Raw genomic sequence first — 22,056 nt, forward strand, 5'->3', positions numbered from 1 at the left:
CCGCTCCGGCGTGGCGCGCCCAGTGAGCGCTGAGGACGGCTCGGTAACATCGAGGTGATGAACATCCCCTCCGCCGCCGATGCCGCCGCCGCAGATGCGACCACCTGGGACACCGTCCTCAGCGTGCTGCGAGACGTCGGCTGGAACATCCTGAACATCGCGATCATCATCGCGGCCTGTGCGATCGCAGCGCTCCTGCTGCGCATCGTGATCCGGCGCGTCGTCAAGCGCATCGTCGACAGCGCGAAGTCCAAGGCGAAGGTCGACGACACGCAGGCGCTGGAGCGCTCGCCCCTGGCGGACATGCGCCTCGTGCAGCGCACGCGCACGCTGGGCACGATCCTGCAGAACATCGTCAACGTCATCCTCGTCGTGGTCGCGATCGTGCTGATCGTGAATCACCTCAACAAGGATCTGCTCGGCTCGCTGACCCTTCTGACCGCCGCTGTCGGCGCCGGACTCGGCTTCGGGGCGCAGAACATCGTCAAGGACGTGCTGAACGGACTCTTCCTCGTGGCCGAGGATCAGATCGGTATCGGCGACGTGGTCGATCTCGGACTGGCATCCGGCGTCGTGGAGTACGTCAGCGTGCGCATCACCCAGGTGCGCGACGTGAACGGCACGCTCTGGTACGTGCGCAACGGCGAGGTCACCCGCATCGGCAACATGTCCCAGGGCTGGGCGCGGGCGATCGTCGACCTGGGCGTGCAGCCCGACGCAGACCTGGAGGTCGTGGAGTCGACGCTGCTGGAGACCGCGCAGGGCCTGGCGAAGGATCCGAAATGGCGCACCCGGATCATCGAGCGCCCCGAGGTGTGGGGCCTGGAGTCAATCGACGGGGACGCCCTCGTGGTCCGCGTGGTGATCAAGACCCGGGCGAACGCGATGGACGACGTCGCGCAGGAGCTGCGCCGCCGTCTTCGCGAGGCGCTGACGCAGAAGGACGTGCTCATCCCCCGCCTGGCATCCGTCACCCTCTCCGGTCTCGACGGCGCCCGGCGCGTGCGCGGCGCCAATCCGCCGAAGACGCGCCCGAACCCGGTCACCGGCGTGCCGCCGGTCATCGAACGCGGCATCTGGCGGCGCAAGAAGTCCGGAGATCAGGACGGAGGCGCGAAATGACGTTCTACGACGAGGTCGGCGGCCACGCGACGTTCCGGCGCATCGTCGACGTGTTCTACCGCGAGGTCGCGCTCGATCCCGTCCTCAAGCCGATGTATCCCGAGGAGGACCTCGGTCCCGCCGCCGAGCGTCTCACCTGGTTCCTCGCGCAGTACTGGGGCGGTCCGACGACCTACGGGGAGAATCGCGGCCATCCGCGACTGAGGATGCGGCACGTTCCCTTCCACATCGATCCGGATGCCCGGGACCGCTGGCTGCAGCACATGCGCACGGCGCTGGACGAGGCGCAGCTCTCGCCGCTGCACGACGCGACGCTGTGGGACTACCTGGAGCGCGCGGCATATGCCATGGTGAACACATTCGAGCCGTCCGGAATCGGTCCCGCCGCGGGCGGCCGCACCACGCTCGAGCACAAGGCCGCATCGGAGTCGACGGAGACCTCATGACGAACACCCCCCGCCCCGCTACCACGGACGTCCTCGTGATCGGCTGGGGGCTGGCGGGGCTCGTGGCCGCCTCCGAGGCTCTCGCGGCGGGACGGCGGGTGACGATCGTCGACCAGGAGACGCGCGCGAACCTCGGCGGGCAGGCGTGGTGGTCGTTCGGCGGGCTGTTCCTCATCGACTCGCCGGAGCAGCGGCGCATGGGCATCCGCGACTCGCGGGAGCTGGCGGCGCAGGACTGGTTCGGCAATGCCGGATTCGACCGACCCGAGGACACGTGGCCCCGGCGCTGGGCCGAGGCGTACCTCGATTTCGCCGCCGGTGAGAAGCGCAGCTGGCTACGCAGCCACGGGGTCGGCTTCTTCCCCGTCGTCGGCTGGGCCGAGCGCGGTGGCGGCGGCGCCATCGGTCCCGGCAACTCGGTGCCGCGCTTCCACATCACCTGGGGCACGGGCCCCGGGATCGTCGCGCCGTTCGTGGGCGCCGTCGAAGCCGGCGAGGCAGCGGGTCGCGTGACGATCCTGCCCCGTCACCGGGTCACGGAGCTGGTCGTCGAGAACGGCGCCGTCACCGGTGCGCGCGGCGAGATGCTGGCGCCGGACCACGCGCCGCGCGGGTCTCGGACCTCGCGCGAGAGGGTCGGCGAGTTCGAGATCGGAGCGGATGCCACGATCGTCGCCTCCGGCGGGATCGGCGGCAACCACGATCTCGTACGCGCTGCGTGGCCCGCGAGGCTGGGATCGCCGCCGCGGCACATGCTCACCGGCGTGCCCGCGTACGTCGACGGCTCCATGCAGGCGGTCTCGGCGAGTGCCGGGGCGCATCTGATCAACGGCGACCGCATGTGGCACTACGTGGAGGGCATCGCGAACTGGGACCCGGTGTGGCCCGCGCACGGCATCCGCATCCTCCCCGGCCCCTCGTCGCTCTGGCTGGACGCGACGGGCAAGCGACTGCCGGTGCCCCTGTACCCGGGCTTCGACACGCTCGGCACCCTTGCGCACCTGCGCACGACGGGACACGACCATTCCTGGTTCGTCACCTCGCTGAAGATCGTCGAGAAGGAGTTCGCGCTCTCCGGCAGCGAGCAGAACCCGGATCTCACTGGCAAGGATCTCGCGCTGCTTCTGCGTTCACGACTCGCCAAGGGGCCGACCGGTCCCGTGCAGGCCTTCCTCGACGAGGGCGCCGATTTCATCGTGGAGAACGACCTGGAGACGCTGCTGGCGAGGATGCAGGCGATGCCCGGCGGCGACCTGCTCGAGATCGATCGGGTGCGTCGCGAGGTGGTCGCCCGTGATCGGGAGATCGGCAACGACTTCACCAAGGACGCGCAGATCGCCATGCTGCGCTCGATGCGCGCGTACCGCGGTGACCGGCTGATCCGCACCGCTCCCCCGCACCGCCTGCAGGATCCCGCGGCCGGGCCGATGATCGCGGTCAAGCTGCACGTGCTCACGCGCAAGTCGCTCGGGGGCATCGAGACCGACCTCGACGGTCGTGCACTCAGCGCCGACGGCTCCGCCATCCCCGGGCTGTACGCGGCCGGTGAGTCCAGCGGCTTCGGGGGCGGCGGCGTGCACGGGTACCGCGCTCTGGAGGGCACCTTCCTGGGCGGATGCCTGTTCTCGGGCCGTCAGGCCGGACGCGCCGCCGCGCGCTGAGCGAGGGCATCCCGTGCCTCCGCGACGATACGCTCGACAGTGATCCCGCGACGCTGCATCACCGCGGCACCGGTCCCGGATTCGCCGAAGCCGTCGATGCCGAGCACTCGTCCGTCGCGGCCGACCCAGCGGTACCAGCCGTCGCCGCGGCCGGCCTCCACGGCGACCCTCGCCGACAGCCTCGCGGGCAGGACGCTCTCCTGCCAGGCGGCGCCTGCGGCGGCGAACCACTCCACGCACGGCATCGAGACCACGCGCACCGCGACGCCGTCCTCTGCGAGCATGCGCGCGGCTCCGACCGCGAGATGCACCTCGCTGCCGGTGGCGATCAGGGCGAGGTCGGCGCCGGAGCCGTGCTGCCAGCGCACGTAGCCGCCGCGCTCGATCGCCTCGGCGGCCTCGCCGCCCGGCAGGGTCGGCAGGTCCTGGCGGGAGAGGACGAGCGCCGCCGGGCCCTCTGGTTCCGTGAGCAGCCGACGCCACGCCGCGAACACCTCCGCGGAGTCCGCCGGCCGGATGACCGCGAGCCCGGGCACGGTGCGCAGCGACGCGATCTGCTCGACCGGCTGGTGCGTGGGCCCGTCCTCGCCCACGGCGACGGAGTCGTGCGTGTAGACGTAGACGGCGGGAGCGCCCATCAGGGCCGCCAGGCGGATGCTCGGCCGCTGATAGTCGCTGAAGGCGAGGTAGGTGGAGCCGAACGGCCGCCACAGCCCGTGCAGCGCGATGCCCGTGAGGACGGCCGCCATGGCGTGCTCCCGGATGCCGAAGGCGATGAACTCGCCTCCCGGGTTCGCCGCCGACACCGCGGCGCCCGGGACGGCGACGCTCGTGGACTCGGAGAGATCGGCGGATCCGCCCCAGAGCCCTCCCCACGTCTGCAGCGCCCGGATGACGCGGCCGTTGGCCTTGCGCGTGGCGACCGCAGTCCCCTCCTCGGGCGGCGTCAGTCCGGCGAGGATGCGGCGCGGCTCATCGGCATCCGGTGCCTGCGCACCCAGCACGGCAGGGCGGGCCGAGGAGCGCTCCAGTCGCTCGCGTGCGTGCGCACGCTCCGGATGCTCCGCCCGCCACGCTTCGCGTGCGACGTTCCATTCCCGCTCCAGCTCGTCCCCGCGCCGCATCGCGTCGCGCGTGAAGCCGAGGATCTCGTCGTCGACCAGTCCGTCGAGCGCGGTGTCGACCGGGTATCCGAGTGCGTCGAGCACCGCCGCCACCTCGTCCTCACCGAAGCCGCCGGAGTGCGCGGCCGGGGTGCCGGCACGATGCGGTGCCGGCGCGCCGATGACGCTGCGCACGGCCACCAGCGTCGGCGCGCCCGTGCGCTCGCGCGCCTGGCTCAGCACCCGCTCGATCTCGCCGAGGTCCTGGAAGTCCGTGACCTCCAGCACTCGCCAGCCGTATGCACGGTAGCGGGCGCGCACGTCCTCGCTGAACGCCTCGTCGGTGCCCCCGTCGATCGTGATGCGGTTGTCGTCCCAGATGAGGACGAGGTCGTCGAGGCCGACCGTTCCGGCCAGGCTGGACGCCTCGCCGGACACCCCCTCCTGCAGGCAGCCGTCACCGGCGAGCACGAAGACGGTGGGGCGCCACAGGCCTGATCCCGCGCCGTGCAGCGCTTCGTCGCGGCGGGCGGCGAGGGCGAGTCCCACCGCGCTCGCCACGCCCTGTCCGAGCGGGCCGGTGGACATCTCCACCCCGTCGGTGTGGCCGAGTTCCGGATGTCCGGGCGTGCGTGCGTCGAGCGTCCGGCTCGCCGCGATGTCCTCGATGCCGAGGTCGTACCCGGTGAGGAACAGCTGCGTGTACAGGAGCAGGCTGGCATGCCCCGCCGAGAGCACGAACCGGTCGCGCCCCGCCCACGTCGCGTTGCGCGGGTTGTGGCGGAGCACGCGCTGGAACAGCACGTGCGCGAGGGGAGCCATCGCCATCGCCGTTCCCGCGTGTCCGTGCCCCTTGTTCTGCACCGCGACGGCGGGCAGGGCGATCGCCGCGGCGACGGCGCGGGCCTCGATGCGATCGCGCGCGCCACGGATCAGGCCGTGCTCGGGCCCCTGAGCGGGGATGGAGGAAGATGGGGAGGCGACCATGCCGCTACTTTGGTATAGAAGTAGGCATAAGTCAATCCATCTTTGCGAGACACAGGGGGCTGCGATGGCACACACCTCGGCGACGGGATCTGGCGTCGTGCTCGGCCTCATACGATCCGGCGCGTGCACGACGCGACGTGATCTGCTCGACGCCCTCGGCTGGTCCCGCGTGACCCTGGAGCGCCGTCTCGAGGAGCTGCTCGACGCGGGTTTCATCGTCCGCGCGGGCTCCCGCGCGAGCGGCGGCGGCCGCCCCCGCGAGGAGTTCGCGATCAACCGGGACCTGGGCCTGATCCTCTCCATCGACATCGGAAGCTCGCACACCCGAGTGGCGATCACGGATCTGGAAGGCTCCGTGCTGAGCGAGGACGAGGCCGACATCGGGCTCTTCGACGGACCCGAGGAGATCTTCAGCTGGTCCAGGCAGGTGTTCGACTTCCTGCTCCGCCGCCTCGGGCGCCCACTCGCCGACGTCCGGGGCGTGGGCATCGGTGTGCCCGGCCCGGTGGATCCGAGGACCGGCCGGCTGGGCAGCCCGCAGCTCGATCCGCGCTGGGACGGCGTGCTCGTGGCCGACTACCTGGTCGACCTCGACCCGGACGTCATCGTGGCCGTGGATCGGGACGTGAACATCCTGGCTCTGGGCGAAGCCCGCTTCGGCTGGCCCGAGTTCCGCGATCTCATCGTCGTGAAGTCGGGGATCGGCGTCGGCTGCGCCTTCGTGCTGGATGGCTCGATCGTCCGAGGCAGCCGGGGTGGCGCCGGGCAACTCAGCGCTCCCCTGCGCGCCCGGATGAGCGACCCGCTGCGCAGGCTCGAGACCGTGGCGAGCGGAGGCACGATCCGCGACGACCTCTCCGAGAGCGGTGCGAGCGTGCGCACCAGCGCCGAGATCGTCGCCCTCGCGAACGCCGGGGATCCGGAGGCCGCGAGGCTGCTGCGCGAAGCGGGCGAGACGATCGGCTACGCCCTGGCGGACGCGGTCGGGCTTCTGAATCCCTCGGCCGTCGTGATCGGGGGCAATCTTGCCGAAGCGGGCGACCCGTACGTGGGCGCGATCCGGCGCGCCCTCTTCGGCGCTGCGCACCCGTACTCCCGCCAGGGACTGGTCGTCGAACGATCCCGGCTCGCCGACAAAGCCGGTGTGCGAGGCGGCTCGGCGCTCGCCCTCGACGCGCTCTTCGATCAGGACCGGATCAGCGAGCTGACCCGGCGCTGACATCGTCGGGAGCGGCGCGCATTCGGGACTGTTGCTTTCGTATAGAAATATGCAAAAGTGGACGCAGCAGGTGCGCACGGTCACCGCGTTCAGCAAGGAGGCATCGATGACGCTCGCCGACCATCTACCGGAGTCCGCGATCCGGACCCGAGCTCATGCGACGGACTGGCGCGACGCCGTGCGCCTCGCCGGCGAGGGCCTCGTGGCCCAGGGTGTCACGACGGACGCCTACACACAGGAGATGATCGAGGCGATCGAGCGTCTCGGGCCCTACATCGTGATCGCGCCGGGGTTCGCCCTCGCGCATTCGCGGCCCTCCCCTGCGGTGCTGGCCACGGGCTTCAGCTGGGTCGGTCTCGCCGAGCCGGTGGAGTTCGGGAGCGAGGCGAATGATCCCGTGCGACTCGTCGTGGGTCTCGCGGCTCTGGATCACGACGCCCACATCGAGGCCATGTCCTCACTGGCCGGCGTGCTCGCCGACGACGCGGTTCTCGCCGCGGCGATGGCCGCCGACAGTCCCTCAGCGGTGCGCGCCGCCCTCGGCGCCGAACCGGAGCACGACCCGATCCGAGAGGAAGAGACGAAATGAAGATCGTTGCAGTGTGCGGCATGGGCATCGGAACCTCGGTGCTGCTCAAGATGAACGCCGAGAAGGCGCTGCGCGCCCTCGATGTGGACGCGGACGTCGAAGCCGCCGACATCGGCACGGCGCGCGGCGCGGCGCGCATGTCGGATCTCGTGCTCACATCTGCTGAGCTCGTCGACGAGATCGGCGAGGTCCCGACCGAGGTGATCGTCATCGACAACTTCACCGACGTGTCCGAGATCACCGAGAAGCTCTCGCAGTTCCTCCAGAAGTAATCCCACCCTCCCACTCGTAAAGGAGCCGCAATGGAGTGGCTTGTCGTCGTCCTGAACTTCATCGGACAGCAGATCCTCAACGTCCCCGCCTATCTGATCGGCATCATCACCGCGATCGGCCTCATCGCTCTGCGGCGCAGTGCGGGTCAGGTCGTCGGCGGTGCCCTGAAGGCGACGCTCGGCTTCCTGATCCTCGGCGCGGGCGCCGGGGTCGTGGTCGCCTCCCTGTCGCCGCTCGGCGATCTCATCCTCTCCGTCACCGGAGCGCAGGGCGTGATACCCACCAACGAGGTCATCACGGCGATCGCCTCGGAGAAGTACGGCGCGACCAGCGCGTACGTCCTCGTTCTGGGATTCGTCGTGATGCTGCTGCTCGCGCGCTTCACGCCGCTGAAGTACATCTTCCTCACCGGCCACCACATGGTCTTCATGTCGCTGATGATCTCCGTGGTGCTGACCGTCGGCTTCGGCGAGGAGCTCAGCTGGCTCGTCGTCCTCATCGGCGCCCTGCTGCTGGGCGTGATCATGGTGGTGATGCCCGCCTTCGCACAGCCGTGGATGAAGAAGATCACCGGCGATGACACGATCGCCATGGGGCACTTCGGCAGCGCGGGCTACATCGCCGCCGGAGCGGTGGGGCAGGCCGTCGGCCGGCGCAGTCGCTCCACCGAGGAGATCAAGTTCCCCAAGGGCCTGAGCTTCCTGCGCGACTCCATGGTCGCCACCGCGATCTCGATGGTGCTGATCTACCTGGTCTTCGTCGTCTGGGGACTGATCACTCAGCACGACGCGACGCTGGAGACGCTCGGCAGCGCCGACGGCGGCGCGGCGGTCATGGCCGGGTTCGCGCAGGCGCTGCAGTTCGGCGTGGGTGTCGCGGTCATCCTGTTCGGCGTGCGCACGGTGCTCGGCGAGCTCGTCCCGGCGTTCCAGGGCGTCGCCGAGAAGGTCGTGCCCGGTGCGAAGCCGGCGCTGGACGTCCCGATCGTCTTCCCGTTCGGCGCGAACGCCGTGCTCATCGGCTTCATCAGCTCGTTCGCGGGCGGTCTGTTCACGCTGGTGCTGCTCGCCGTCTGGCTGAACCCGATGTTCGGCCTCGCGCTGATCCTGCCGGGAATGGTGCCGCACTTCTTCACCGGCGGTGGCGCCGGCGTCTTCGGCAACGCGGCGGGTGGACGCGTCGGCGCCGCCGTCGGCGGCTTCGTCAACGGCATCATCATCACCGTCCTCCCGGCCGTCCTTCTCCTGGTGATGGGCGAATTCGGCTTCGCCAACAGCACGTTCGGCGACGCGGACTTCGGCTGGTTCGGCACGCTCATCGGCGTGAGCGTGATGGGTCCGGCGGCGCTCGGCGTCATCCTGAGCATCGTCATCGCGGTGGTGCTGGTGCTGGCCGCATCGATCTGGCAGCGCAGGGTCGTCGAGGGCGGCTGGGTGCCGGGCGCCGCACGCGACGCCTACCTCGCCGAGAAGACCACGACCCGCTGATCTCCCGGATCGGGATCGCGCGTCGGCGCGGTCCCGATCCGATCCCTTCGAGAAGGAACACCATGACCGAAGTGTCCCGCACCATCACGATCGCATCGGCGCAGGGGCTGCATGCCCGCCCCGCGAAGCTGTTCGCCGAGACCGCCCGCGACGCGGGTGTGCCCGTCACGGTGGCGAAGGGCGAGGGGCGACCCGCGAATGCGGCCAGCATCCTCGCGGTCCTCGCGCTCGGCGCCGGGCACGGCGACACCGTCACGCTCACCGCGTCGGGTGAGGACGCCGAGTCGGTGCTCGACCGCCTTCAGCAGCTCCTCGAGACCGACCACGACGAGGAATAGGCGCGTCGGGCCGGTCCGCTCCAGGGCGAACGGCTCTCCTCTAGGGCGAACCGGTCTGCCGCACGGCGGTGAGTCCGTTCGCCGCCGGTCCCCGGCTCAGGACGTGGCCCCGTGCGAACGCCAGCCGGGTCCAGCGGCCCGAACGGGTGACCCGCACGCGCTCGCCGTCGGGGTCCGCGGAGCGCGCATCGCGCCTCGATGCGACGAAGCCGAAGGCGTGTGCGGCGAAGGCGACCCCTCGGGGAAGACCGAGCAGCTCCTCGTCGGGTTCGCCCCAGACGCGGGCCCTGAGCGCACGCACGGCGTCCTCCCCGGCCCCCGCCGGACTGCCGTGCGCCACGGCGGAGATGCCCCACTGCGCTCGCTCGTCGATCGCAGCCGCGGTGAGCTCCCCCACGTGCTCCCAGCCCCCGCGCGGCGGGGAGACGCCGGCCCATGCCGGTGAACGACCGACGTCGGGCAGCAGCAGTTCGTCATCGGCCTCTCCTGCGGACAAGGAGTCCACGACGATGTCGCAGCTCAGCTCGGGATCCGCTCGCACGATGCGCATCGCGAGGATCGTGGGGGTCTGATCGAACAGGCCCTGCGGTGCGAGCGCCGCGGCGGTCATCGCCAGCACGCCTGCCTGCGCCTGCAGGCGCACTCCGTCGGGTGCCGCTGTGGCGGCACGGCCGGTGAAGGTGAGCACATCGCGAGCGGTGAGCGCGTCGGCGAGAACGAGAGGTCTGGTCACTCCTTCTAAACTAGCCTGATGACCGCCGTGGAGAACGCCAGCCGATCCATTGCCGCGCTTCTCGAAGTGCTCGACCTGGACGACTCCGAGGCGCGGACCACCGAGGACATCTTCACGGGCGTCTCGCATCCGATGCCCACCGGTCGCGTCTACGGCGGCCAGGTGCTCGCGCAGTCGCTGATCGCCGCCGAGCGCACCCTTCCCGAGGACCGCATCGTGCATTCCATGCACGGCTACTTCCTGCGCCCCGGCGACGCGACCGAGGGCATCACGTTCGCGGTCGACCGCATCCACGACGGCCGCTCCTTCTCGACCAGGCGATCCCAGGCGTACCAGGGCGGTGTGCCGATCTTCTCGATGATCGCCTCCTTCCAGGACGAGGATCCGGGGCTCGAGCATGCGCAAGGACTCCCGGAGGGGATCCCCGACCCCGACGAGGTCCCGTCCGACGACGAGCTGATCGGCGCCGTGCATCCGATCACCGGCCGTCTGCTCGCCGAACGCCCGGCGGACATCCGTCATATCAGCGGTCCGCTGTTCCTCGAGGTGCACGGCGAACGCGTTCCCCAGCAGGCCGTGTGGATGCGGATGCGCGCGCCACTGCCCGACGATCCCCGTCTGCATCGTGCCGCCCTCGCCTACCTCAGCGACATGACGATTCAGGAGTCGATCCTGCGCCGTCACGGGGTGACCTGGCAGACTCCCGGGCTGAAGGTCGCGAGCCTCGACCACGCGATGTGGTGGCACCGTTTCGGCCGGGTCGACGAGTGGATGCTCTACGTGCAGGAGTCGCCGAACGCGCGAGGCGGGCGCGGTCTCGCACAGGGCCGTATCCACAGCCGCGACGGCGAACTGCTCGCGTCGGTCGCACAGGAGGTCATGGTCCGCGTGCCGCAGCTCTGACGTCCCGCTCGACCGGTCGCGAGGCTCAGTTCCGGCGGTACACGAGCGGCTCGCCCAGAAGCGGCGACCACGCCTCCCGCATCTCGGGGGTCAGCCGCACCGGTCGCCCGGATGCGGCCTCGACGAGCACGATCACGGTCGTCGCGCGCGCATACAGCGAGTGCTGCTCGGCGGCGGGGTCCGTGCGCACCTCGTAGCAGACCTCGATGCTGGAGCCGCCGAGCTTGCCGAACCACATCTGGATGTCGAGCGGATGCCGCTGGTACGGCACCGGAGCAAGGTACTCGATCTCCTGCCGGGCGATCAGGGTGAGCATCCCGTGGGACAGGCCCGAATCGAGGATGGCCGTCGCAGGCCCGGTCTCACCGGGCGCGGGCCGCCAGAACGCGCGCACGCGCGCCTCCTCCAGCAGCTTGAGCATCGCGGTGTTGTTGACGTGGTTGAACGCGTCGAGATCTCCCCAGCGCAGCTGGATGGGGATGTGAAGACGCCCGTCGTCCAGCACGCGCTCGAGCGGAGGGATCGTCATGGACATGAACGAGGGATCAGTCGCGCGTGAGCTTGCGGTGCGTGGTGCGGTGCGGGCGCGCCGCCTCCGGTCCCATGCGCTCGATCTTGTTCTTCTCGTACGCCTCGAAGTTGCCCTCGAACCAGTGCCACTGCGCCGGGTTCTCGTCGGTGCCCTCGTAAGCGAGGATGTGTGTGGCGATGCGGTCGAGGAACCACCGGTCGTGGGTGATGACGACCGCGCAGCCGGGGAACTCCAGCAGGGCGTTCTCGAGCGAGCTCAGCGTCTCGACGTCCAGGTCGTTGGTCGGCTCGTCGAGCAGCAGCAGGTTGCCGCCCTCCTTGAGGGTGAGAGCGAGGTTGAGCCGGTTGCGCTCACCGCCGGAGAGCACGCCCGCCTTCTTCTGCTGGTCGGGGCCCTTGAAGCCGAACTTGGAGACGTAGGCGCGCGACGGGATCTCGATCTTGCCGACCGTGATGAAGTCGAGACCGTCCGAGACCACCTCCCACAGGGTCTTGTTCGGGTCGATGCTCGCGCGCGACTGGTCGACGTAGCTGATCTTGACGGTCTCCCCGATCTTCAGGTCTCCGCCGTCGAGCGGCTCGAGCCCGACGATGGTCTTGAAGAGCGTGGTCTTTCCGACGCCGTTGGGACCGATCACACCGACGATTCCGTTCGGAGGCAGGCTGAAGCTCAGCCCGTCGATGAGCATCCGGTCGCCGAAGCCCTTCTCGAGCTTCTTGGCCTCGATGACCACGTTGCCCAGGCGGGGCCCTGCAGGGATCTGGATCTCCTCGAAGTCGAGCTTTCTGGTGCGCTCGGCCTCGGCGGCCATCTCCTCGTAACGCGCCAGACGCGCCTTCGACTTGGTCTGACGGCCCTTGGCACTGGAGCGCACCCACTCGAGCTCGTCCTTGAGTCGCTTGGCCAGCTTGGCGTCCTTCTTGCCCTGGATGTCGAGACGCTCGGCCTTCTTCTCGAGGTACGTCGAGTAGTTGCCCTCGTAGCCGATCAGGCGTCCGCGGTCCACCTCGGCGATCCACTCGGCGACGTTGTCGAGGAAGTACCGGTCGTGGGTGATCGCGATCACCGCGCCCTTGTAGTCCTTGAGATGCTGCTCGAGCCAGAGCACGCTCTCGGCGTCGAGGTGGTTGGTGGGCTCGTCCAAGAGCAGCAGGTCGGGCTTCTGCAGCAGCAGCTTGGCCAGGGCGACGCGCCGCTTCTCGCCACCGGAGAGCGGCCCGATCTCGGCATCTGCCGGCGGCGTGCGCAAGGCATCCATGGCCTGTTCGAGCTGGGAGTCGAGATCCCAGCCGTCCGCGGCGTCGATCTCCTCCTGCAGCACACCCATCTCGGCGAGAAGCGCGTCGAAGTCTGCGTCGGGGTCGGCCATGAGGGCCGAGATCTCATTGAAGCGGTCGAGCTTGGGCTTGATCGCCACGCCGTCCTGGATGTTCTCCAGCACGGTCTTGGACCCGTCGAGCTCCGGCTCCTGCATCAGGATGCCGACCGAGAATCCGGGCGTCAGCTTCGCCTCTCCGTTGGAGGGAGTGTCGAGGCCGGCCATGATCTTGAGGATCGTCGACTTTCCGGCGCCGTTCGGACCCACCATGCCGATCTTCGCGCCCGGCAGGAAGGCCATCGTGACGTCATCGAGGATGAGCTTGTCGCCCACCGCCTTGCGGGCTCGCACCATGGAATAGATGTACTCGGCCACGAAGCAGCTCTCCTTCTGTCAGCAGGCACGCGGAACGGCTCGCGGGGAGCCGACTCACCAGCCTACCCGTCTTGCCGAGCCGCCTCGGCGCATCGGCTCACCAGTCGATGTCCCGCGTGGCCCCGACCAGGCACCGTCCGTCGGCGAGCTGCGCCATGACGGAGGTGACGGGCTCGCCCGTAGACGGTCCGACCTGCCCGATGAGGCAGTCCGACTCACCCCACGCGACCGAGAACTGGATGCTCTCGGCCGGGTTGCCGACCGTCGAACGGTCGGCCGTCACCTGCATGCGCTCCTTGGGGAAGCCCGCCGAGACGAGCGCGTCGACATATGCTCGACCCTCCGCGCGGTCCGCCGAGGCCCAGACGCGCGCCGTCACGGCGGCGAACAGCGGCAGGTTGTCGGTGCCGTCGCCTTCGGGCACGAGCTGTGGCTCCGCCGGCGTGGGAGGCGCCGATACGGCACCGCTCGGCGGGGGCGCGGTGGTGGATGCCCCGGGGCCGGGTACGCCGGTGCAGCCCGTCAGCACCGCGAGGAGCACGAACGCTGCTCCCGTCGCGGCGGATGCGCGACGGCGGGCGACGGGGACGGATGACGCTCGGAGCACGCTTGAAGTCTAGGCGCACCGCGCACATCATCCGTCCCGCCGGCGGTGGTGCTCACGTGTATGCGAGCTCCTCCTCGCTGGGAGCACCCTCGTCATCCGGATCCGCGTCGGGCGCGTCGATCAGGTGCATCCCGGCCTCGACCCAGGCGTCCGCTTCGGCGGCGGTCGGCTCGTCGGGGATCTCCTCCCCGACCGCCCCGCGCTCGGCGGATGCGGGGGCGGGCGCCTGATCGGCGCCGCCCGCCTTGGGTCGGCGCACGAACGCGCTGGTGCCGCGGTTCAGGTCGTGCCCGATGGCATCCGCGACGATCTCGACGTCGATGCCCTTCTTGCCGTTCGCCTCCCATTCCTTGACCCGGAGCCGCCCGGAGACGATCACCGGGTCGCCCCGGCGCAGCGAGGCCTTCGCGTGCTCGGCCAGGTAGCCGAACGCCGATACGGCGTACCAGTTCGTGTTGCCCTCCACCCAGGCTCCGGTGCGCTGGTCGAAGTAGCCCGACGAGGTCGCGACCCGGAAGTTGATGACCGGCTTGCCGCCGCGGGTCTCGTTCTTGACCGGATCATTGCCGATGTTGCCCGCGATCGTCACGGTGTCGTTGGTGATGCTCATACGATCCTCCTGTTCTGCCGGGGCGAGCCCGGATGTGAACAGCGTGCACGCGGGGCACCGACGCCGCGGGGACGATTCCCGCGATCTGTGGACAACCCGTCGCCTCGACCCGGTGTGCAGGATGATCCGCTCCGGACGGCGCGGGTGCGTCAGTGCACGAGCAGGAGCAGAGCGGCGACGGCTATGAACAGCGCCCCGAAGATCGCGTTCAGCACGCGCTGCCCCCTGGCGTCGCGCGTGTACCGGCGGAACGGCTTGGCCGCGGCGGCGAAGAAGAACCACATCACCAGCACATCGACGACGATCACCGTGGCGATCAGGATGAGGTACTGGGGCAGAGGGTCTCGATCGAGGCGCACGAACTGCGGCACGAATGCGAGGAAGAACACGATCGCCTTGGGGTTGAGCAGATTGACCCAGAACCCGCGCCGCAGGATCGACCAGGCGCTCTCTCGTGCCCCCTTCCCGGCTTCGACGCCGCCGGCGCGCGGTCTCGCGAGCACGAGGCGCACGCCGAGGTACACGAGGTACACGGCACCCGCGTACCGGATGATCTCGAACAGCACCGGTGATCGCGAGACGACCAGCCCGACCCCGGCCGCGACGATCACCACGTGAACGATGAGGGCGGCCTGCTGACCGAGAACACCCCAGAGCGAGCGTCGCCAGCCCTGAGTGAGAGCGTTGCTCATGGTGTTGATGGCGCCCGCCCCCGGGGTGAGGCTGATCACCACGCACGCCAGCAGCAGCGACAGCCAGACGGTCCAGGTCACCAGCACAGTGTAGGGGGCCTCGCACGACCCCGCGGACCACGACGTCCGAGGTCGGCTCTACGGTGAGCGCATGAGCATTCCCGCGCAGCTTCCCGCCTGGATCACCCGCATCGGCGTCTTCGATCTCGAGACGACCGGCGTGGACGTCACAGCAGACCGGATCGTGACCGCGCACGTCGGGGTCCTCGACCGTCACGGACGCGAGATCGCCGCGCGCGACTGGCTGGCGGATCCCGGCATCCCCATCCCCGACGGCGCGACGGCCGTCCACGGCGTGACCACCGAGCACGCACGTGCGCAGGGCCGTCCCGCGGGCGAGGTCGTGCAGGAGGTCAGCAAGGCTCTGCGAGCGCTGCTCGCGCAGGGCATGCCGATCGTGGCATACAACGCGTCCTACGACTTCTCCCTGCTCGCCAACGAGGCCGAGCGCCACGGAGTGCCCGCGCTCGTCGACCCGCAGCCGATCATCGATCCGTTCGTGATCGACAAGGCGTACGACCGCTACCGGTGCGGAAAGCGCACGCTGAGCGTCGTCGCCGAGCACTATGCGGTTCCACTCGACGGCGCCCACGAGGCGTCGGCGGATGCGGTGGCCGCAGGTCGTGTCGCCCTGGCCCTCGCCCGGTCGTTCGCGTTTCCCGGCACGGCGTCCGAGCTGCACACCCAGCAGATCGCCTGGGCGCGTGCCCAGGCCGCGAGCCTCACCGACTACTTCATCACGGTGGGCAGACTCGATCCGCTCGAGACGATCGACGGCGGCTGGCCGGTTCGATCCGTCGACGCCCCCTGAAGCTGCCTCATCGCGAGATCATTCCGCAGGAGGATGCGCACCGACGAATGGACACGTAGCGTCGATGCATGGATGACATCGGCCAGCTGATCGGACTGGCTCTTCTCGTGACGCTGGCCGTCGCGGTGCTCGTGGTCGGCGGCATCGGCCTGCTCGCGCACTTCTCGTCGAAGCCGGTCGAGGAGAAGTACGTCGCGGGCGGCGGCGGTCTCGCCGGCGGCTACGCGAGCGGACTCGAGGCGGTGTTCTCGCCGACGGCCCACGAGGCGGGTGCCGAGCTGGAGCGCATGACCAAGCGCTCGGCCCCGGCCCCGGTCGCCGGCGACCCGCCCTGGGCGATCGACGGCGACCGCATCCGCCTCGATCTCTGATCGTCGCCGGACACGACGAAGGCCCCGCCGGAGCGGGGCCTTCGAGAACGGCTCAGTTGGACGAGCCGCCGAAGTTCTTGAAGCGCTGGTTGAACTTCTCGACGCGACCCGCCGAGTCCATGATGCGCTGCTTGCCCGTGTAGAACGGGTGCGAGGCCGAGGAGATCTCGACGTCGACGACGGGGTACTCCACACCGTCCAGCTCGACCGTCTTGTCGCTGGTGACGGTCGAACGGGTGAGGAAGGTCTCGCCCGAGCCGAGGTCGCGGAAAACGACGGCCTGGTAGTCGGGGTGGATGTCAGTCTTCATGGGGTTCCTTACGTGGTGCCCTGGATTCTGCCAGGGGCGAGGGAAGTCTGCGGTGCGTGCGCACCAAGGATCTACTTTAGCAGATCAGCCGGCCCGAGCAGCGAAGCGGCCGCTGTCGGCGGTGAGGGCGATGGGCATCCCGAACGCCTCGCTCAGCGCCTCTGCCGTGAGCGTCTCGCCGATCGGGCCCTTCGCGACCACACGGCCCTTGCGCAGCAGCAGCACGTGCGTGAAGCCGACCGGTATCTCCTCCACATGGTGGGTGACCATGATCATGGCCGGGGTGGTCGGCGACGCCGCGTATCCGCTGAGCAGCTGCAGCAGCTCCTCACGCGATCCCAGATCGAGGCTGGCCGTCGGCTCGTCGAGCAGCAGGAGCTCGGGATCGGTCATCACGGCGCGCGCGATCTGGACGCGCTTCTGCTCACCGTCGCTGAGCGTGCCGAACAGACGGTCGGAGAGGTGCTCGAGCTTCCAGTCGGCCAGCACGCGACGCGCGCGCCGCTCGTCGATTCCCTCGTAGTCCTCGTTCCATCGTCCGAGGACGGAGTATGCGGCGGTCATGACCGTGTTCAGCACGGTCTCATCGCGCGGGATGCGACGGGCCATGGCCGAGGAGGCGAAGCCGATCCGCGGCCGGATCTCGAACACGTCCGTGCGACCCAGGGTCTCCCCCAGGATCGTGACGGTGCCGGAGGTGGGATGCATCAGCGTGTCGGCCATCTGCAGCAGAGTGGTCTTGCCCGCGCCGTTGGGTCCGAGCACGACCCAGCGCTGCTCGTCGGAGACCTGCCAGGTCACGTGGTCGACGATGTCGCGTCCGTCACGGCGCACGACGACATCGGTGAATTCCAGGGCGCTCGACATGCCCTCAGCCTATCGGCTCAGGCGCTGAGCTCTTCGTAGAGCGCGCGGGTCGTGTCGGCGATCGCGTCCCAGCTGAACAGGGTCCTGGCGCGCTCCCGTCCGGCCGCGCCGTACTGCGCAGCGCGCCCGGGATCGCCGGTGACCTCGCTGAGCGTCTCTGCGAGATCGCTCACGAACTGCTCGGGATCCACCGGGGTGCCCGTGCCGTCCTGCAGCTGTTCGATGGGGACGATGCGACCGGTGACGCCGTCCTCGACGACCTCCGGAATGCCGCCGGTGCGCGTGCCCACGACGGCGGCACCGCAGGCCATCGCCTCGAGGTTCACGATCCCCAGCGGCTCGTAGACCGACGGGCACACGAACGTGGTGGCGGCCGCGAGGATCGCGGAGAGCTCGTCGCGCGGCAGCATCCGCTCGATCCAGATCACACCCTGTCTGCTCTGCTGCAGCAGCCGCACGAGCTCCTGCACCTCGGCCATGATCTCCGGGGTGTCGGGCGCGCCGGCGCAGAGCACGAGCTGCACTTCGGGTGGCAGCAGCTGCGCCGCGCGCAGCAGATACGGCAGGCCCTTCTGACGCGTGATGCGACCCACGAAGACGACGGAGGGCCGACCGGGATCCAGGCCGATGCCGCTCAGGAACTCGGGATCGCGCACCGGCCGCCAGCGCTCGACGTCGATGCCGTTGTGGATCACGCGCACCCGCGACGGGTCGACCTGCGGGTAGCTGCGCAGGATGTCCGCGCGCATGCCCGCGCTGACGGCGACGATCGCGGCCGCGTTCTCGTAGGCGAGTCTCTCGATGCCGCTGGAGACCGCATACCCTCCGCCGAGCTGCTCGGCCTTCCAGGGCCGAAGCGGCTCCAGGCTGTGCGCCGTGAGCACGTGCGGGATGCCGTGCAGCTGGGATGCCAGGTGACCGGCGAAGTTCGCGTACCAGGTGTGACTGTGCACCACGTCGGCACCCGCCACGTCGCCGACCATGACGAGATCGGTCCCGAGCGTCTGCAGCGCCGCGTTCGCGGAACTCAGCTCGGCCGGGGTGCGGTACGCGTGCGTTCCGGCTTCGTCACGCTCGCCGCCGAAGGCGCGCACCTGCACGTCGATGCTTCCGCGGAGCGCCGCGACGAGCTCGGCCACGTGCACGCCGGCACCGCCGTAGATCTCCGGCGGGTACTCCTTGGTGATCACGTCGACTCGCATGAATGCACGGTAGTACATCCCCCGGGGTGCGCTCTATTGTGGAGCCATGTCGGCACCTAAGAAGGTTTTCGGGATCATCCTCGCCGGCGGCGAGGGCAAGCGACTGATGCCCCTGACGGCGGATCGGGCCAAACCAGCGGTGCCGTTCGGCGGGCAGTACCGGCTCATCGACTTCGCGATATCCAACCTCATCAACTCCGGTCTCCGGCAGGTCGTCGTGCTCACGCAGTACAAGTCGCACAGCCTCGACCGGCACGTGTCGCAGAACTGGCGGATGTCCGCCCTGCTCGACTCCTACGTGGCGTCGGTGCCGGCGCAGCAGCGTCTGGGCAAGCGGTGGTTCTCGGGCTCGGCGGATGCCATCCTGCAGAGCCTGAACCTGATCGTGGACGAGAAGCCCGACATCGTGGTGGTGATCGGCGCAGACCACGTGTACCGGATGGACTTCCAGCAGATGGTCGACGCGCACATCGAGTCGGGTGCCGCGGCGACCGTCGCGGGCATCCGGCAGCCGTTGGCACTCGCCTCGCAGTTCGGCGTCATCGACGCGGACCCGGAGACGGGACGGATCCGCGACTTCCTCGAGAAGCCGACCAGTCCCGCCGGCCTCGCCGACTCCCCCGATGAGGTGCTCGTCTCGATGGGCAACTACGTCTTCAACACCGATGCGCTCATCGCGGCCGTCGAGGCCGACGGCGAGTCGGCGAGCTCGGGCCACGACATGGGCGGCGACATCATCCCCTACTTCGTCGGTCGGGGCGAGGCGGGCTACTACGACATGAAGCAGAACGACGTGCCGGGGTCCTCACCCCGGGACAGGTCGTACTGGCGCGACGTGGGGACGATCGACTCCTACTTCGACGCCCACATGGACCTCATCTCCACCCTGCCGATCTTCAACCTGTACAACACGGCGTGGCCGATCCGCACCCAGAGCGTGAACACACCGCCCGCGAAGTTCGTGCGGGACGCGGTGGGTCGCATCGGCAACGCCATCGACTCGATCGTCTCGGTGGGGTCCGTGCTCTCCGGCACGCACCTGGAGCGCAGCGTGGTGGGGGTGGGCGCCCTCGCGTCGGGCGGATCCACGATCACCGACTCGGTCCTGCTCGACGGCGTGCACGTCGGGCCGGGTGCACGCGTGCGCCGCGCGGTGCTGGACAAGAACGTGGTGCTGGAGGACGGCGCGACGGTCGGTGTGGATCGCGAGCGTGATCTCGAGCGCGGGTACACGATCACGGATTCCGGGATCACGGTGGTCGGCAAGGGCATCCGCATCGCACGGTGACATGGAGCCGTCGCCGTGCCTGCGCGCCCGATACGCTCGTCGGGTGACCGCTGCGCGCTTCCTCGTCGTCCTCGATGCCGATTCCACGCTCATCCGCAACGAGGTGATCGAGCTCCTCGCAGACGAGGCGGGTCGTCGCGCCGAGGTGCAGGCGGCGACCGAGGCGGCGATGCGAGGAGAGGTCGATTTCGCGGTCAGCCTGCGCTCTCGGGTCGCGGCCCTGAGCGGCGTGCCGATCGACTCGTTCCCGCGGGTGCGGGCGCGCATCGAGCCGACGGCGGGCGTGAGGGAGCTCACGGCGGCCGTCCATGAACGCGGTGGCGTCGTGGGCGTCGTCTCCGGCGGCTTCCACGAGATCCTCGACCACGTCGCCCCCGGCCTGGGTGTGGATCGCTGGCGCGCCAACCGCCTGGTGGCCTCGGAGGGGCTCCTCGCGGGCGAGGTCGACGGCGACATCGTCGACGCGCAGGTGAAGGCGGACTCGCTGCGGGAATGGGCCGCCGAACTCGGTGTGCACCCGCGCGCCACGATCGCGATCGGCGACGGGGCGAACGACCTGATCATGATGTCCGCAGCGGGCCTCGGGATCGCGTTCAACGCGAAGCCGGCCGTGCGCGCGGCCGCGTCGCTCGTCTGCGGCCCTCAGGACCTGTCGGAGATCATCCCGCTCCTTCCCTGATCGTTGCCGATGTCGGTGGCGGAGCCTAGCGTCGAGACATGGACATCATTCTCATCCCCGGCCTCTGGCTGGATGCCTCCGCGTGGGACGACGTGGTTCCGCCGATCTCCGAAGCCGGACACCGTGTGCACCCGATGACGATGCCGGGTGTGGGCGAGCCGGCATCGGACATCGGGATCTCCGACTGGGTCGCGGCTGTCGTCGCCGAGATCGATGAGCTCGCCGCGCCGGTCATCGTCGTCGGGCACTCCGGCGGCGGCAACGTCGCATGGGCCGCCGCCGACGCCCGCCCCGAGCGGGTCGCGCGGGTGATCTTCGTCGACACCGTTCCGCCGGCCCCGGGCCGGGGCATCAGCGATTTCGAGGCGGTCGACGGCGTCGTGCCGTTTCCCGGATGGGACTTCTTCCCCGAAGAGGACGTGTACGACATCGATGCGCCGACACGTGCGCGCGCCGGGGCGATGACGAGGTCGATCCCGGTGCGCGTTCCCACCGAGCCGATCGTGCTGACCGACGTGCGGCGCTTCGACGTGCCGGCGACCCTGCTGATGGGCTCCTACGACCAGACCTCCCTCGAGGCCGAGGTGTCGCAGTGGGGGCCCTACCGCGACGAGTACCAGTCCATCAAGGACGTCACGGTGACGAGGATCGGTTCAGGTCACTGGCCGCAGTTCACCGTCCCCGGGCACCTGGGCCGGTTGATCGCTGAAGCGGTCGGCTGACGAGGACCCGCGCATCCCGGCCCGGTCAGTGCCCCATGCCGAGTCCCCCGTCGACGGGGATGACCGCGCCCGAGATGTAGCCCGCGTCATCGCCCGCCAGCCAGCTGACGACGCCCGCCACTTCGTCAGCGGTGGCGAAACGGCCCGCCGGGATGCTGGCCCGGTACTGCTTCTGCGTCTCCTCGGGCAGCTCCGCGGTCATGTCGGTCTCGATGAAGCCGGGGGCCACGACGTTCGCGGTGATCCCGCGCCCGCCGAGTTCACGGGTGAGCGAGCGGGCGAACCCGACCAGGGCGCTCTTGGAGGCCGCGTAGTTGACCTGACCGGCCGAACCGTACAGGCCCACGACGCTCGAGATGAGGATGACGCGACCGAACCTCGAGCGGAGCATCCCCTTCGAGGCGCGCTTGACGACGCGGAAAGATCCGCCGAGGTTGGTGGACACCACGCTGTCGAAATCGTCTTCGCTCATGCGCATGAGCAGGGTGTCCTTCGTGATGCCGGCGTTCGCGACCACGATCTCCACCGGGCCGAGCTTCTGCTCGACCTCGGTGAACGCGGCGTCGACCGCTGCCGCATCGGTGACGTCCGCGCGCACCGTGAGGGTGCCATCGGGCCCTTCGCCACTGCGCGCCGTCACGGCGACACGGTAGCCGTCGCGGACGAACCGCTCGGCGATCGCACGGCCGATGCCGCGGTTACCGCCGGTGACGAGGACGACGCGATCAGTGCTCATGGGGGCTCCTGCCTG

General features: G+C 69.6%; 25 protein-coding genes. 14 read left to right on the forward strand and 11 right to left on the reverse strand.

All coding sequences use genetic code 11. The features are described from left to right. Positions 1 to 57: 57 nt before the first annotated feature. From ACFWHT_RS08335 to ACFWHT_RS08345, 3 genes are read left to right on the forward strand one after another with little or no spacing between them, the layout of a single operon-like run. On the forward strand, positions 58 to 1,122 hold the full coding sequence (locus ACFWHT_RS08335) for a mechanosensitive ion channel family protein (RefSeq protein WP_378827234.1): 1,065 nt from the start codon (positions 58 to 60) through the stop codon (positions 1,120 to 1,122). Further along, on the forward strand, positions 1,119 to 1,568 hold the full coding sequence (locus ACFWHT_RS08340; RefSeq protein ID WP_378827236.1) for a globin: 450 nt from the start codon (positions 1,119 to 1,121) through the stop codon (positions 1,566 to 1,568). Before ACFWHT_RS08335 ends, ACFWHT_RS08340 begins: the two co-directional genes overlap by 4 nt. Further along, complete coding sequence (locus tag ACFWHT_RS08345) at positions 1,565 to 3,229, forward strand: FAD-binding dehydrogenase (RefSeq protein ID WP_378827238.1); 1,665 nt, start codon at positions 1,565 to 1,567, stop codon at positions 3,227 to 3,229. The genes ACFWHT_RS08340 and ACFWHT_RS08345 overlap by 4 nt, the downstream gene beginning before the upstream one ends. On the opposite strand, the gene ACFWHT_RS08350 is transcribed toward ACFWHT_RS08345, so the two are convergent. After that, positions 3,202 to 5,319, reverse strand: coding sequence for a transketolase family protein (locus tag ACFWHT_RS08350; protein ID WP_378827240.1), 2,118 nt, complete (start codon positions 5,317 to 5,319; stop codon positions 3,202 to 3,204). The genes ACFWHT_RS08345 and ACFWHT_RS08350 overlap by 28 nt on opposite strands. A 64-nt stretch (positions 5,320 to 5,383) precedes the next feature. On the opposite strand from ACFWHT_RS08350, the gene ACFWHT_RS08355 reads away from it, so the two are divergent. The 5 genes from ACFWHT_RS08355 (at position 5,384) to ACFWHT_RS08375 (ending at position 9,225) form a co-directional block, all read left to right on the forward strand. Further along, positions 5,384 to 6,538 carry an ROK family protein gene (locus tag ACFWHT_RS08355; protein WP_378827243.1) on the forward strand — a complete coding sequence of 385 codons (1,155 nt, stop codon included), beginning with the start codon at positions 5,384 to 5,386 and terminating at the stop codon, positions 6,536 to 6,538. Positions 6,539 to 6,587: 49 nt separating this feature from the next. After that, a complete protein-coding gene (locus ACFWHT_RS08360; RefSeq protein ID WP_378827246.1) occupies positions 6,588 to 7,127 on the forward strand; it encodes a PTS sugar transporter subunit IIA in 540 nt (179 codons plus the stop codon). Then, a complete protein-coding gene (locus tag ACFWHT_RS08365; protein WP_378827248.1) occupies positions 7,124 to 7,399 on the forward strand; it encodes a PTS sugar transporter subunit IIB in 276 nt (91 codons plus the stop codon). Before ACFWHT_RS08360 ends, ACFWHT_RS08365 begins: the two co-directional genes overlap by 4 nt. Positions 7,400 to 7,429: 30 nt before the next feature. Next, positions 7,430 to 8,887, forward strand: coding sequence for a PTS ascorbate transporter subunit IIC (locus tag ACFWHT_RS08370; RefSeq protein WP_378827250.1), 1,458 nt, complete (start codon positions 7,430 to 7,432; stop codon positions 8,885 to 8,887). A 62-nt stretch (positions 8,888 to 8,949) separates the two neighbouring features. Beyond that, positions 8,950 to 9,225, forward strand: coding sequence for an HPr family phosphocarrier protein (locus ACFWHT_RS08375; RefSeq protein ID WP_378827253.1), 276 nt, complete (start codon positions 8,950 to 8,952; stop codon positions 9,223 to 9,225). 40 nt (positions 9,226 to 9,265) lie between these two features. Here ACFWHT_RS08375 and ACFWHT_RS08380 read toward each other — a convergent pair whose 3' ends face one another. Continuing rightward, complete coding sequence (locus ACFWHT_RS08380) at positions 9,266 to 9,958, reverse strand: hypothetical protein (protein WP_378827255.1); 693 nt, start codon at positions 9,956 to 9,958, stop codon at positions 9,266 to 9,268. An 18-nt stretch (positions 9,959 to 9,976) separates the two neighbouring features. Here ACFWHT_RS08380 and ACFWHT_RS08385 point away from each other — a divergent pair, with 18 nt between their 5' ends. Beyond that, on the forward strand, positions 9,977 to 10,861 hold the full coding sequence (locus ACFWHT_RS08385; protein WP_378827257.1) for an acyl-CoA thioesterase: 885 nt from the start codon (positions 9,977 to 9,979) through the stop codon (positions 10,859 to 10,861). 25 nt (positions 10,862 to 10,886) lie between these two features. Here the strand turns inward: ACFWHT_RS08385 and ACFWHT_RS08390 are convergent, their stop codons facing one another. The 5 genes from ACFWHT_RS08390 to ACFWHT_RS08410 form a co-directional block, all read right to left on the reverse strand. Next, positions 10,887 to 11,396 (reverse strand): acyl-CoA thioesterase, encoded by a 510-nt coding sequence (locus ACFWHT_RS08390; protein ID WP_378827258.1) that lies wholly within the window; start codon positions 11,394 to 11,396, stop codon positions 10,887 to 10,889. Between the two features lie 10 nt (positions 11,397 to 11,406). Next, positions 11,407 to 13,086: an energy-dependent translational throttle protein EttA gene (gene ettA, locus ACFWHT_RS08395; protein ID WP_378827260.1), complete on the reverse strand. Its 1,680-nt coding sequence runs from the start codon at positions 13,084 to 13,086 to the stop codon at positions 11,407 to 11,409. A 97-nt stretch (positions 13,087 to 13,183) separates the two neighbouring features. Further along, positions 13,184 to 13,693 carry a DUF6993 domain-containing protein gene (locus ACFWHT_RS08400; protein WP_378827262.1) on the reverse strand — a complete coding sequence of 170 codons (510 nt, stop codon included), beginning with the start codon at positions 13,691 to 13,693 and terminating at the stop codon, positions 13,184 to 13,186. 52 nt (positions 13,694 to 13,745) lie between these two features. After that, positions 13,746 to 14,303 carry a single-stranded DNA-binding protein gene (locus ACFWHT_RS08405; protein ID WP_378827264.1) on the reverse strand — a complete coding sequence of 186 codons (558 nt, stop codon included), beginning with the start codon at positions 14,301 to 14,303 and terminating at the stop codon, positions 13,746 to 13,748. 149 nt (positions 14,304 to 14,452) lie between these two features. Then, a complete protein-coding gene (locus ACFWHT_RS08410) occupies positions 14,453 to 15,076 on the reverse strand; it encodes a LysE family transporter (protein ID WP_378827267.1) in 624 nt (207 codons plus the stop codon). A 70-nt stretch (positions 15,077 to 15,146) separates the two neighbouring features. On the opposite strand from ACFWHT_RS08410, the gene ACFWHT_RS08415 reads away from it, so the two are divergent. Both ACFWHT_RS08415 and ACFWHT_RS08420 read left to right on the forward strand, forming a co-directional pair. Next, complete coding sequence (locus ACFWHT_RS08415; protein WP_378827269.1) at positions 15,147 to 15,866, forward strand: exonuclease domain-containing protein; 720 nt, start codon at positions 15,147 to 15,149, stop codon at positions 15,864 to 15,866. A 68-nt stretch (positions 15,867 to 15,934) separates the two neighbouring features. Beyond that, positions 15,935 to 16,237: a hypothetical protein gene (locus ACFWHT_RS08420; protein ID WP_378827272.1), complete on the forward strand. Its 303-nt coding sequence runs from the start codon at positions 15,935 to 15,937 to the stop codon at positions 16,235 to 16,237. 52 nt (positions 16,238 to 16,289) lie between these two features. Here the strand turns inward: ACFWHT_RS08420 and ACFWHT_RS08425 are convergent, their stop codons facing one another. The 3 genes from ACFWHT_RS08425 to glgA form a co-directional block, all read right to left on the reverse strand. Further along, positions 16,290 to 16,547 carry a type B 50S ribosomal protein L31 gene (locus tag ACFWHT_RS08425; RefSeq protein WP_378827274.1) on the reverse strand — a complete coding sequence of 86 codons (258 nt, stop codon included), beginning with the start codon at positions 16,545 to 16,547 and terminating at the stop codon, positions 16,290 to 16,292. 84 nt (positions 16,548 to 16,631) lie between these two features. Next, positions 16,632 to 17,414, reverse strand: coding sequence for an ABC transporter ATP-binding protein (locus ACFWHT_RS08430; protein WP_378827276.1), 783 nt, complete (start codon positions 17,412 to 17,414; stop codon positions 16,632 to 16,634). Positions 17,415 to 17,431: 17 nt separating this feature from the next. Further along, positions 17,432 to 18,616 (reverse strand): glycogen synthase, encoded by a 1,185-nt coding sequence (glgA, locus tag ACFWHT_RS08435; protein ID WP_378827279.1) that lies wholly within the window; start codon positions 18,614 to 18,616, stop codon positions 17,432 to 17,434. Positions 18,617 to 18,662: 46 nt separating this feature from the next. On the opposite strand from glgA, the gene ACFWHT_RS08440 reads away from it, so the two are divergent. Genes ACFWHT_RS08440 through ACFWHT_RS08450 form a run of 3 tightly spaced genes read left to right on the forward strand, consistent with a single transcriptional unit; the run spans position 18,663 to position 21,305 of the window. Then, positions 18,663 to 19,904, forward strand: coding sequence for a glucose-1-phosphate adenylyltransferase (locus ACFWHT_RS08440; protein WP_378827281.1), 1,242 nt, complete (start codon positions 18,663 to 18,665; stop codon positions 19,902 to 19,904). A 43-nt stretch (positions 19,905 to 19,947) separates the two neighbouring features. Beyond that, a complete protein-coding gene (gene serB / locus ACFWHT_RS08445) occupies positions 19,948 to 20,583 on the forward strand; it encodes a phosphoserine phosphatase SerB (RefSeq protein ID WP_378827283.1) in 636 nt (211 codons plus the stop codon). Positions 20,584 to 20,621: 38 nt separating this feature from the next. Continuing rightward, positions 20,622 to 21,305 carry an alpha/beta fold hydrolase gene (locus ACFWHT_RS08450; protein ID WP_378827284.1) on the forward strand — a complete coding sequence of 228 codons (684 nt, stop codon included), beginning with the start codon at positions 20,622 to 20,624 and terminating at the stop codon, positions 21,303 to 21,305. A gap of 25 nt (positions 21,306 to 21,330) precedes the next feature. Here the strand turns inward: ACFWHT_RS08450 and fabG are convergent, their stop codons facing one another. Then, the gene (gene fabG, locus ACFWHT_RS08455; protein ID WP_378827286.1) at positions 21,331 to 22,041 is read right to left on the reverse strand and encodes a 3-oxoacyl-ACP reductase FabG; all 711 of its coding nucleotides are present in this window, start codon (positions 22,039 to 22,041) and stop codon (positions 21,331 to 21,333) included. Positions 22,042 to 22,056: the final 15 nt, after the last annotated feature.

Origin of the sequence: Microbacterium sp. NPDC058342, from assembly GCF_042723935.1 — a bacterium.
In the GTDB taxonomy this organism is placed as follows: domain Bacteria; phylum Actinomycetota; class Actinomycetes; order Actinomycetales; family Microbacteriaceae; genus Microbacterium.